Origin of the sequence: Sodalis ligni (assembly GCF_016865525.2) — a bacterium.
GTDB classification, from domain to species: Bacteria; Pseudomonadota; Gammaproteobacteria; order Enterobacterales; family Enterobacteriaceae; genus Acerihabitans; species Acerihabitans ligni.
Genome location: NZ_CP075169.1, coordinates 4,993,820 through 5,005,171 on the forward strand (window position 1 = coordinate 4,993,820; position 11,352 = coordinate 5,005,171).

General features: G+C 56.6%; 12 protein-coding genes. 8 read left to right on the forward strand and 4 right to left on the reverse strand.

Annotation, left to right across the window (positions count from 1 at the left end):
• Window positions 1-645 precede the first annotated feature (645 nt).
• Complete coding sequence (gene djlA, locus GTU79_RS23320) at window positions 646-1,470, reverse strand: co-chaperone DjlA (protein ID WP_203523907.1); 825 nt, start codon at window positions 1,468-1,470, stop codon at window positions 646-648.
• Window positions 1,471-1,652: 182 nt separating this feature from the next.
• Here djlA and lptD point away from each other — a divergent pair, with 182 nt between their 5' ends.
• From lptD to GTU79_RS23360, 8 genes are all read left to right on the forward strand, one after another.
• A complete protein-coding gene (gene lptD, locus GTU79_RS23325; RefSeq protein ID WP_203523908.1) occupies window positions 1,653-3,995 on the forward strand; it encodes an LPS assembly protein LptD in 2,343 nt (780 codons plus the stop codon).
• A 66-nt stretch (window positions 3,996-4,061) separates the two neighbouring features.
• Window positions 4,062-5,393: a peptidylprolyl isomerase SurA gene (gene surA / locus GTU79_RS23330; RefSeq protein ID WP_203523909.1), complete on the forward strand. Its 1,332-nt coding sequence runs from the start codon at window positions 4,062-4,064 to the stop codon at window positions 5,391-5,393.
• Window positions 5,383-6,375: a 4-hydroxythreonine-4-phosphate dehydrogenase PdxA gene (pdxA, locus tag GTU79_RS23335; protein ID WP_214514185.1), complete on the forward strand. Its 993-nt coding sequence runs from the start codon at window positions 5,383-5,385 to the stop codon at window positions 6,373-6,375. The genes surA and pdxA overlap by 11 nt, the downstream gene beginning before the upstream one ends.
• The gene (gene rsmA / locus GTU79_RS23340; protein ID WP_132925921.1) at window positions 6,368-7,186 is read left to right on the forward strand and encodes a 16S rRNA (adenine(1518)-N(6)/adenine(1519)-N(6))-dimethyltransferase RsmA; all 819 of its coding nucleotides are present in this window, start codon (window positions 6,368-6,370) and stop codon (window positions 7,184-7,186) included. The genes pdxA and rsmA overlap by 8 nt, the downstream gene beginning before the upstream one ends.
• A gap of 15 nt (window positions 7,187-7,201) precedes the next feature.
• On the forward strand, window positions 7,202-7,579 hold the full coding sequence (gene apaG / locus GTU79_RS23345; protein WP_132925919.1) for a Co2+/Mg2+ efflux protein ApaG: 378 nt from the start codon (window positions 7,202-7,204) through the stop codon (window positions 7,577-7,579).
• Between the two features lie 2 nt (window positions 7,580-7,581).
• The gene (gene apaH / locus GTU79_RS23350; RefSeq protein ID WP_203523910.1) at window positions 7,582-8,430 is read left to right on the forward strand and encodes a bis(5'-nucleosyl)-tetraphosphatase (symmetrical) ApaH; all 849 of its coding nucleotides are present in this window, start codon (window positions 7,582-7,584) and stop codon (window positions 8,428-8,430) included.
• A gap of 183 nt (window positions 8,431-8,613) precedes the next feature.
• The gene (locus GTU79_RS23355; RefSeq protein ID WP_214513415.1) at window positions 8,614-8,781 is read left to right on the forward strand and encodes a hypothetical protein; all 168 of its coding nucleotides are present in this window, start codon (window positions 8,614-8,616) and stop codon (window positions 8,779-8,781) included.
• Window positions 8,782-9,083: 302 nt separating this feature from the next.
• Window positions 9,084-9,242 carry a hypothetical protein gene (locus tag GTU79_RS23360; protein ID WP_214513416.1) on the forward strand — a complete coding sequence of 53 codons (159 nt, stop codon included), beginning with the start codon at window positions 9,084-9,086 and terminating at the stop codon, window positions 9,240-9,242.
• Between the two features lie 129 nt (window positions 9,243-9,371).
• Here the strand turns inward: GTU79_RS23360 and folA are convergent, their stop codons facing one another.
• The 3 genes from folA to GTU79_RS23375 all read right to left on the reverse strand — a co-directional run bounded on the left by folA (window position 9,372) and on the right by GTU79_RS23375 (window position 11,207).
• The gene (folA, locus tag GTU79_RS23365) at window positions 9,372-9,854 is read right to left on the reverse strand and encodes a type 3 dihydrofolate reductase (RefSeq protein WP_132925913.1); all 483 of its coding nucleotides are present in this window, start codon (window positions 9,852-9,854) and stop codon (window positions 9,372-9,374) included.
• Between the two features lie 121 nt (window positions 9,855-9,975).
• The gene (locus GTU79_RS23370; protein WP_165934301.1) at window positions 9,976-10,440 is read right to left on the reverse strand and encodes a threonine/serine exporter; all 465 of its coding nucleotides are present in this window, start codon (window positions 10,438-10,440) and stop codon (window positions 9,976-9,978) included.
• Window positions 10,437-11,207 carry a threonine/serine exporter family protein gene (locus GTU79_RS23375; protein ID WP_420854117.1) on the reverse strand — a complete coding sequence of 257 codons (771 nt, stop codon included), beginning with the start codon at window positions 11,205-11,207 and terminating at the stop codon, window positions 10,437-10,439. Before GTU79_RS23375 ends, GTU79_RS23370 begins: the two co-directional genes overlap by 4 nt.
• Between the last annotated feature and the right edge of the window lie 145 nt (window positions 11,208-11,352).

Consider the following 11,352-nt stretch of genomic DNA (forward strand, 5'->3'; position numbering starts at 1 on the left):
CGAAGCGGGCGTGGTTTTACCGCCCGCCAGAGCGCCCCACAGCGCGGTAGGCCCGCGATCATCGATCGTGCAATGAGCCTGTTAAAGGGAGACCGTGCTGATGGAGTCGAAGCGGGCGTGGCTTTACCGCCCGCCAGAGCGCCCCAAAGCACGGTAAGCCCGCGTTCATCGAACGCGCAACGAGCCTGTTAAAGGGAGACCGTGCTGATGGGGTCGAAGCGAGCGTGGCTTTACCGCCCGCCAGAGCGCCCCACAGCGCGGTAAGCCCGCTATCATCGATCGTGCAACGAGCCTGTTAAAGGGAGACCGTGCTGATGGGGTCGAAGCGGGCGTGGTTTTACCGCCCGCCAGAGCGCCCCACAGCGCGGTAGGCCCGCGATCATCGATCGTGCAACGAGCCTGTTAAAGGGAGACCGTGCTGATGGGGTCGAAGCGGGCGTGGTTTTACCGCCCGCCAGAGCGCCCCACAGCGCGGTAGGCCCGCGATCATCGATCGTGCAACGAGCCTGTTAAAGGGAGACCGTGCTGATGGGGTCGAAGCGGGCGTGGTTTTACCGCCCGCCAGAGCGCCCCACAGCGCGGTAGGCCCGCGATCACCGATCGTGCAACGAGCCTGTTAAAGGGAGACCGCTTTTACCAAGGTTCTCAGCGAAAACCCTTTTCCTGCTTGATCAAATCATACGCCGATTGTATTTCCTGGGTCTTCTGCTTGGCCATCTCCATCATTTCCGGCGGCAGGCCCTTGGCCACCAGCTTATCCGGATGATGTTCGCTCATCAGCTTGCGATAGGCGCGCTTAATGGTCACGGCATCATCGGTGCTGTGCACCCCAAGCACCTTGCAGGCATCCTCAAGGGTCGGACCTGGCCGGGCGCCGGACTGGTAACCGCCCTGGGAATAGTGCCCGCCCTGACCGCCGAACTGCTGGCCGCCTTCCATCATGCTGAGAAACTGATCGAACTGCATGCGGGAAATACCCAGCTCTTCGGCAATAACATACAACACCTGCCGCTCGTTAGGGTGCAGCGAACCATCGGCGAACGCCGCCTGAATCTGAATTTCCAGAAACATCCGCACCAGATCGAACCGACCGAAACACACCTGCCGGAACTCCCGCAAAGATTCCCGCAACGGGAACTGACTGCCCTTGCCTTCGCGAAAAGCCTGCTGCGCGGCGACTTTAGACTGCTCATCCAGACGCAAACGCTCCATCAACGCATTGGCATTGAGTATATCCGCTTCGGTTACCCGCCCCTTGGACTTGGTTAAATGCCCCATGACCTGAAACGTGGTACGGAAAAAAACGTTCTGCCTGGTTTGCTGATCGGCGAAGAAACCCGGACCGGCGGTTCTGGCCATTCGGGCCTTATCCACCATATGACCGATTAAAAAGCCTAATACCACGCCCCAAAAGCCGGCTCCGGAAAGAAAACCCACTATTACGCCCAACAGCTTACCCCAATACCGCATATACTCCTCAATTCACCATGCCGTCGGTTCAAATTTGCTTTATCATACCTGTCATTTATCGCTGTGCCTAACGGTGCGCGGATAAACGGCGGGATTTAACACTAGCGCAACTCCGGTGAGTGAGTTAGTCTCTGACCGTTTGACGGCATGAAGCCCAAGATGACGGAACACCCGAAAAGCATATGAAGAAAAGTTTCCCTACATTGCTGGCCAGCCTGATCTGGTCGGCGCTTTATAGCCAGAATGCCCTGGCTGATTTCGCCGATCAGTGCCTGCTGGGCGTGCCTGAATACACCAAGCCGCTGGTCACCGGTAATCCGAACCAGCTGCCGGTGCATATCCAGGCGGACCATGCCCAGGCTAATTATCCAGCCAACGCCACCTTTACCGGCAATGTGGATATACAGCAGGGCAACAGCACCCTGACCGCCAAGCAGGCCGAGCTGGATCAAAAACAGACCGGCCAGGAAGCGCCGGTGCGCACCGTGACCGCCACCGGCGACGTGCATTTCAACGATAATCAAATCAAGTTGAACGGGCCGAAGGCCTTTTCAAACCTGAACACCAAAGATACCGACGTCTATCAGGGCGACTATCAGATGGTGGGCCGGCAAGGCCGCGGCGATGCCGACATGATGAAAATGCGCGGCAATAATCGCTATACGGTGTTGGAGAACGGCACCTTTACCTCCTGCCTGCCCGGCAACGACAGCTGGAGCGTCAAGGGTTCGGAAGTCATCCATGACCGCCAGGAGCAAGTGGCGGAAATATACAACGCCCGCTTCCGCATCGGCGGCGTTCCGGTTTTTTACAGCCCTTACATGCAATTTCCCACCGGGGATAAACGGCGGTCCGGCTTCCTGTTGCCCAATGCCAAATACGGCAGCAAGAACGGCTTTGAATTTTCCGCGCCCTATTACTTCAATCTGGCGCCCAACTACGACGACACCCTTACGCCGAATTACATGAGCAAGCGCGGGCTGCAATTGCAAAACGAGTTCCGCTACCTCACCACGCCCGGCGCGGGCCTGGTGCAATTCGACTATCTGCCCAACGATTCTGAATACAGCGACGATCACCCCGGCGACGGCAGCAGCGACCGCTGGCTGTTATATTGGCAGCACAATGGGGTCATGGATGATGTCTGGCGTTTCAACGTCAACTATACCCGGGTCAGCGATCCCTATTACTTCGACGATCTGACCTCGCAGTACGGCTCCACCACCGACGGCTACGCCACGCAGAAATTCAGCGTCGGCTATGCGGATCCCAACTGGGAAGTGACGCTGGCCAGCAAACAGTTCCAGCTTTTTTCCGATTACGGCAACAGCAGCTCCTATCGCGCCGCGCCGCAGCTGGACGTGACCTATTACCAGAATGACGTCGGCCCGTTCGATACCAAGATTTACGGCCAGGCCGTCAATTTCACCAGCGCCAGCGGCGACAATCCCAATGCCACGCGGCTGCATATCGAGCCCACCATCGATTTGCCGCTATCCAACCGCTGGGGCAGCCTGAATACCGAAGCCAAGGTGATGGCGACCCATTACCAGCAGGAAAACCTTGAAGACTGGAACAACACCGCGGGCAATAACCAGCTGCAAGGCACGGTGAACCGGGTCCTGCCGCAGTTCAAGACCGACGGCAGAATGGTCTTTGAACGGAGTATGGACTGGTCGCAGGATTATACCCAAACGCTGGAGCCGCGGCTGCAATACCTGTATGTGCCCTACCGCAACCAGAGCGATATCAATCTTTACGACTCCACGCTGCTGCAAACCGATTATTCCGGTTTGTTCCGCGATCGCAGCTACAGCGGCTTGGATCGTATCGCTTCGGCCAACCAGTTGGCGGGGGGTGTCACTACCCGCATCTATGATGATGCATTGGTTGAACGTTTTAATGCTTCCCTGGGTCAAATCTACTACTTCACGAAACCGCGCACCGGCGATACCAACAGCAGCCTGGACAACGACGCCGAAACCGGCAGCGTGGTCTGGGCCGGCGACACCTACTGGAAAATCAGCGATCAGTGGGCCGTGCGCGGCGGCGTGCAGTATGATACCCGCCTGGACAGCGTCGCCCTGGGGGATGCGGTCCTGGAGTATCGCCGGGACGAAAACCGGATGATCCAATTGAACTACCGTTATGCCAGCCCCGAATATATCGAGGCGACGTTGCCTCAAGTGACCAGCCCGGGTTACCAGCAGGGTATTTCACAGATCGGCGCAATCGGCAGCTGGCCGATTGCGGATCGCTGGTCAGTGGTGGGGGCCTATTATTACGACACCAAGGCAAGCCAGCCCGCGGAACAGTTCCTGGGACTGCAGTACAATACCTGTTGCTGGGCGGTGAATGTCGGCTACGAACGAAAGATTACCAGTTGGAACAGTACCAATAGCACCAGCGTTTATGACGACGGCGTGTCGTTAAACATAGAACTGCGCGGTTTGACCAGCGATTACGGTCTGGGTACGAGAAAGATGCTGGGCTCCGGCATCATTCCCTATCAACGGGCGTTTTGATACTGAATCAAACGGGCAAACATTGAACATGAATCCGCGAATGCGGCTGATAGAAATGGAAAAGGTATGAAAAACTGGAGAACGGTTATTCTCGGCATGGCCCTCTTTGCTGGCAGCGCGTTTGCAGCCCCGCAAGTGGTGGATAGAGTGGCGGCCGTGGTGGATAACAGCGTTGTTCTCGAAAGTGATGTGGATGGACTGCTGGACTCCGTCAAGCGCAACGCAGCGGATGCCCATCAACAGCTTCCCGACGATGCGACCCTGCGCCGCCAGATTATCGATCGCCTGATCATGGACAATATTATTCTGTCATTGGCGCAGCGGGCCAATATTACCGTAACGGAAGATCAGCTGACGCAGTCCATCAGCCATATCGCTGAACAAAACCACATGACGCTGGATCAGTTGCGCAGCCGTCTGGCGGATCAGGGCATCAGCTACGACACCTATCGTAAGCAAATCCGCAAAGAGATGCTGATTGCCGAAGTGCGTAACAGCGAGGTGCGCCGCCGGGTAACCATCCTGCCGCAGGAAGTGGATTCCCTGGCGCAGCAAATTGCCGCGCAAACCGGTAACGGCGCCGACTACAATTTAAGCCATATCCTGATCCCGCTGCCGGAGAACCCATCCCAGGCGCAGGTGGATAAAGCGGAAGCCCTGGCGAATTCCCTGGTGGCGCAGCTCAATAAAGGCGCCGATTTCGGTAAAATGGCCATCAGTTACTCCTCCGATCCCCAGGCGCTCAAAGGCGGCCAGATGGGCTGGGGCAAGCTGCAAGAGTTGCCGACCATCTTTGCTGAACGGTTGCAGTCAGCCCCCAAAGGGGCAATCGTCGGGCCCATTCGTTCCGGGGTCGGTTTCCATATCCTGCGGGTTAATGATATTCGCGGCGGCGATCAGAAAGTACAGGTTACCGAAGTCCACGTCCGGCATATTCTGCTGCGTCCGTCGGTGGTATTGACCGATCAGCAGGCCCAGGACAAGCTGAACGATGTCTTGGCGCAAATCAAAAGCGGCAAAGCCGATTTCGCCGCCGTGGCTAAACAGATTTCCCAGGACCCCGGCTCCGCCAACCAGGGCGGCGACCTGGGCTGGACCTCTCCTGACTCCTACGATCCCGCTTTCCGTGACGCGCTGGCCTCCCTGAAAAAAGGCCAGATCAGCTCGCCGGTGCGCTCCTCTTTCGGTTGGCATTTGATTCAACTGCTGGATACGCGCCAGGTTGACCGCACCGACGCGGCCAAGAAAGATCAGGCCTACCGCCTGCTGTTCAACCGTAAATTCGCCGAAGAGGCGCAGACCTGGATGCAGGAACAGCGCGCCGCCGCTTACGTCAAAATCCTGGATGACAATGGCGGCAACGGTGGCAATGGCAGCAACGGTGATAATGGACAGTAATGCGCGGCTGGTGATCACGCCCGGCGAACCCGCCGGCATCGGTCCGGATTTGATGGCCGTGCTGGCGCAGCAGGCCTGGCCGGTGGAGCTGGTGGTGTGCGCCGACCCGGCGGTTCTGGCGGACCGGGCCCGGCAGCTCGGTTTACCCTTGCGATTGAATCCTTACCGTCCGGAGCTGCCGGCCGCTTCGCAGCCGGCCGGCACCCTGACCGTGCTGGCGGTGGACGCTCCGGTCCCGATAAGGGCGGGTCAGCTGAACGTGGGCAACAGCGCTTATGTGGTGAAAACCCTGGCCCGGGCCTGCGATGGCTGCCTGAACGGCGAATTCGCGGCATTGCTCACCGGTCCGGTGCATAAAGGCATTATCAACGACGGCGGCCTGCCCTTTACCGGCCATACCGAATTCTTCGCCGATCGCAGCCGGTGCGAACGCGTGGTGATGATGCTGGCCACCGAATCGCTGCGGGTGGCGCTGGCCACCACGCATTTGCCCCTGTCGGCGGTCGCCGGCGCCATTACCCGCGAATCCCTGCGGGAAGTCATCACCATCCTCGACCATGATTTGCGCCGCCGGTTCGGTATTCCCCGGCCGAGGATCTATGTGTGCGGCCTCAATCCCCACGCCGGGGAAGGCGGCCATATGGGCCGGGAAGAAATAGACCCCCTGATCCCGGCGTTGGATGCGCTGCGGGCCGAAGGACTCGATCTGGTGGGGCCATTGCCCGCCGATACCCTTTTCCAGCCCAAATACCTCCGGCATGCCGATGCGGTGCTGGCGATGTATCACGACCAAGGGTTGCCGGTATTGAAATATCAGGGCTTCGGCCGTGCGGTTAACATCACCCTGGGATTACCTTTTATTCGTACCTCCGTCGATCACGGCACCGCCCTGGAACTGGCCGGCACTGGTCAGGCGGAGGCCGGCAGCATCAAGACGGCGCTTAATCTCGCCATAAAAATGATAAATAATTGTAATGGATAAACGTCTTCATCAAGGCCATCTCGCCCGTAAACGCTTCGGGCAGAATTTTCTCCACGATGGCAATATCATCGATGCCATCGTCTCCGCCATCCATCCCTTGCCGGACCAGGCGCTGGTGGAAATCGGCCCCGGGCTCGGCGCATTGACCGAGCCGGTGGCGGAGCGGCTGACTCAGTTGACGGTCATTGAACTGGACCGTGATTTAGCCGCCAGGCTTGCAACGCACCCTTTTATGCAGAGCAAGCTGACCATTCTGCAACAGGATGCCATGACCGTGGATTTCGCCGCCCTGGCGCAGCAGCTGGGCCAGCCGTTGCGGGTGTTCGGTAACCTGCCTTACAATATCTCCACGCCGCTGATGTTCCATCTTTTCAGCTATACTCAGGCAATCCGCGACATGCATTTCATGTTGCAAAAAGAAGTGGTGAACCGTCTGGTGGCTGGACCGGACAGTAAGGCTTATGGTCGTTTGAGCGTCATGGCGCAATACTATTGCCAGATCATACCGGTATTGGAAGTTCCGCCGACCTCTTTCAGACCGGCGCCGAAGGTGGACTCGGCCGTGGTGCGCCTGGTGCCTTACAGCCAATTGCCCCACCCGGTCAGCGATTTGCAGGTATTGGCCCGTATTACCAGTCAGGCGTTTAACCAGCGAAGGAAAACCGTTCGCAACAGCCTGGGGCACCTCTTTACCCAGGCGCAGCTGACGGAGCTGGGGATCGATCCGGTCATGCGCGCTGAAAATATTACCGTGGCGCAGTACTGCCACCTGGCGAACTGGCTGGCGGACCACCCATCGCAACAAGAATGATAGGAGTCAGGCTGTATGATTAATTCGCCGCGCGTTTGCGTGCAGGTTCAAAGTATGTACGTCGAGACACAATCCATCCCGGAAGAGGAGCGTTATGTCTTCGCCTACACTATTACCGTGCGTAATCTCGGTCGGCATAATGTACAGCTGGTGGGCCGTTACTGGCTCATTACCAATTCCAACGGTAAAGAAACCGAAGTCCAGGGGGAAGGAGTGGTGGGTGAACAGCCGCTTATCCTGCCGGGCAATGAGTTTCAATATACCAGCGGGGCTATCCTTGAAACGCCGCTCGGCACCATGGAAGGCCATTACGAAATGCTGGATCATCAGGGGCAGTCCTTCCGTATTGCCATTCCCGTCTTCCGTTTAGCGATACCATCACTTATACACTAACTATGTCGACTTATTTAATCGGTGATATACACGGCTGCTTTGATGAGCTGAAGCTACTTTTGTCCCAGGTGGATTTTAATCCTGCCCGGGACCAGTTATGGCTGACCGGAGATTTGGTGGCCCGGGGGCCGGCTTCCCTGGAAGTCATGCGATATGTCAGGGATCTGGGGGACTGCGTGCGGCTGGTGCTGGGCAATCATGATTTGCATTTGCTGGCGGTATACGCCGGCATCAGCCGCAACAAGCCCAAGGACCGCATCACGCCGCTGCTGGAAGCGCCGGATGCCGATGTGTTGATCAACTGGCTGCGCCGCCAGCCGGTGCTGCAGGTGGATGAGGAAAAAAAGCTGGTAATGGCCCACGCCGGCATTACGCCGCAGTGGGATTTGGCCACCGCCCGCATGTGCGCCCGCGAAGTGGAAGCGGTGCTGTCCAGCGATAGCTACCCCCTGTTTCTCGATTCCATGTACGGCGACATGCCGAACAACTGGTCTCCTGAGCTTACCGGCCTGTCTCGGCTGCGTTTTTGCACCAACGCCTTTACCCGGATGCGTTTTTGTTTTCCCAACGGCCAGTTGGACATGATAAGCAAAGATGCACCGGATCGCGCCCCCCCTCCCCTGCGCCCCTGGTTTTTGTTGCCCGGACCGGTAGCGCAAGAGTACGGCATTGTCTTCGGCCATTGGGCCTCGCTGGAAGGAAAAGGCACTCCGGAGGGCATTTATGCCCTGGATACCGGCTGCTGCTGGGGCGGCGAATTAACCATGCTGCGCTGGGAAGATAAGCAGTATTTCCGGCAACCGTCCAACCGCCGGGGTGAAAGCGGCATTGAAGCAATGCCGGTGGAATAATGCCGGCAGGCGAAATCTACTCATTTTTTATTAGCTTTTATTTTATTTAATATTACCACTCCCCAATAAACGTATCATGCAGCCAGGGTTATTGGCGGGGCACAACCCTCAACGGACAAAACCAGATGTCGGCTACGGATACAGTCCTCCGGGGCTGTAATGCCATTTAGAAAGGACTCAAATATGAATAATGCGATTGTGAATGAAGCATTTGTCAAAACTGTTGCCCAAGATAAAACCATACCGGCGTTACTTACCTCATTAGGCAAATACTTTACCAGAGGCTATAACGCCGCGTTGTCCCTCGAAACGAACACAGCCAGTGTACTGCCGCCGTCCAACCGCCATTAAAGAGCGCCGAAGAAATGGCCGCCCTTGCGCAATCCATTAAAGCCCGGATGACTGCGTGTGCGGACAGCGTTTGTACGCGTTTGCTCACCCTTGATCCACTAATAAACTATTTAGAAAAAACAGCCGGGATATTTCCTATGAGAAAATTGAATATCTTATTAAAGAACGGATTGAAGGGGCCGAAAAGCACAATTTTTAAGAACGTTGATTACCGATCTCAATCACTGTTCCACATCCCAATACAGCAATGAACATAATAAAACCCTTGCGATGAAGATCTTGCAAAAGAGCTTTGCGGTCACTTGTTTAAGAGCTACGGTGATCTTAATGCAAAGCAGCACGGCAATGTTTTCAGTACCGCCGAAGACAGAGAAGCCTTTGAAACGCAGATGTTGGAAATTCTGAATGATTTGAAAGACAAATGGAATTTCCCCGCTGCTAAAGCTGAACAAGCTAATTAAACCCGATCATTTTAAAAATATTCCCGAGGCCAGGCTTACATGGCTTCGGGAATATTTATTCACCAACATTGTTTCGGCGGCTTTTGATTAAATACTCTTCTTTTAAATAAGCCGGCCTAGCAAGAAAAGCTAACGCCGCTCCAGAATTTCAAAACAGAAACTGTGGCTGTTCTTGTCGTCGGCATCGTGGAATTCACTGAAGGTGGATTGCCATTGATCCGGCTCGTAATCGGGAAAGTAGGTGTCGCCGTCGATTTCCGCGTCGATGTGGGTCAGGTATAATCGCTGAGCACGGGGCAGGAATTGCTGATAAATATTGCCCCCGCCGATTACCATGACTTCCTCCGCCTCGCCGGCGGCAGCCAGGGCGTCTGATGCCGATGCCGCCCAGATGACCCCATCGTCGGCGGCGGGATGGCGGCTGAGCACGATATTCCGGCGGCCCGGCAAAGGCTGTCCAAGGGATTCATAGGTCTTGCGGCCCATGATGATCGGTTTATTCAGGGTGTTTCGTTTGAACCATGCCAGATCGGCGGGCAGGTGCCAGGGCATGGCGTTTTCAAGGCCAATCACGCGATCTACCGCCAGGGCGGCAATCAGACTGATAATCATATAAACTCTTACCGGCTATAAAATTGCTGCCACTATACGGAAACTACAATCTGCCGTCGATAGGGCCGCCCCACTCCGCCGGCAAAATTCGGAAAGCGCCTATCCTGCCGGGTTAGGGGTCTCACACGCCCGGGCGTTTGCGGTAAAGCCATAGTCCAGGTAAAGACAGGCCGATGGACAGGGCGCCCACAATAAAACCCGCTTTGAGAAACTGCGTTACCAGCGTCGACATCAGCGCCTCGCTATAGCCCAGATGGGAAATCTGCACCGCCGCCACCATGGCGCTGTAGGCGGAAATACCGGGAAACATCGGGATGACCGCCGCCACCGTAAAGACTTTGGGATGGGCCAGCAGCCAGCGAGACCAGTGGATACCGATCACCCCGATTAAAATAGAGGACAGCAGGGTGGCCCACTCAATATTCAGGCCATAGTGTATCATCAGCGTACGCGAGCCATGGCCGATAGCTCCCAGCAGGGCGCAATAACGCAGCGCCTTGGCCGGTACATTGAACACCATGGCAAACCCCAGGGCCGGCACGGCGGCCAATACCATGTCCTCCAGCAACGCCAGCAGCAGATTCATGCCCACCCCTTGAAATCCCATACCGCCATCGCCAGGACGATACCGATACAGATAGAGAGCGTCAGCAGGCTGGCCATGGTCCAGCGCGCCAAACCGGTGTTGACATGGCCTTTGAACATATCCGCCACCGCATTGATCAACGGAAAGCCCGGCACCAGCAGCAGAACGCTCGCGGGCATCGCCACCAGCGACGTGTCGTGGAATACCGGCAAACGCATTAACAAACCCGAAGCGGAGGTGGCGACAAACGCGGTGATGCAAAAATTAATCAGAGGGTTCATTTGCCGCGCGGTCAGCAGTTGACGGACATACATGGCCAGGCCGCTGGCGCACAGGGTGACGGCGAACGCATCCCAGCCGCCGCCGTTGAGCCGGCTAAAGCAGCCGCAGGATAAACCGACCACACAGACCATCAGCCAGCGCGGATAACGCAGCGGCCGAATATTTCCCAGCCGCTTGGCCACATCCTCCGCATCCAGTAAATGGTGCTCAGCCATGATGACGATATGCTGCACCTGGGTGACAACATGCATATTGATGCCGCGATCGTTATTTTTACGGGTTGACGTCAGGCAAAAGTCTTTGTTAATGGTGGTCAGCACCACGGCATTGGCGGAAATGGAGCTTTCCACCCGCTCTACTCCCAGCGCCAGCCCCAGCCGGGTGGATAGCTGCTCCACCAGCATGCTTTCAGCGCCATGCTGCAGCAATAATATCGCGCACTCGATACAGAGCCGGGTAATAACCCGCTGGTGGTCCTCTGACATTTCCTTAACCGTTGCCATGCCCTGCCATACCCCGAGTGCCTCAGCCCAAAGAGGCTGTTTAATAACACGTAAAAAATCCGCCAGCAAGCCTTTGTTAGGACGACAATCAGGACCGCATTCCAGGACAGACCCGCCCGAACCGCAA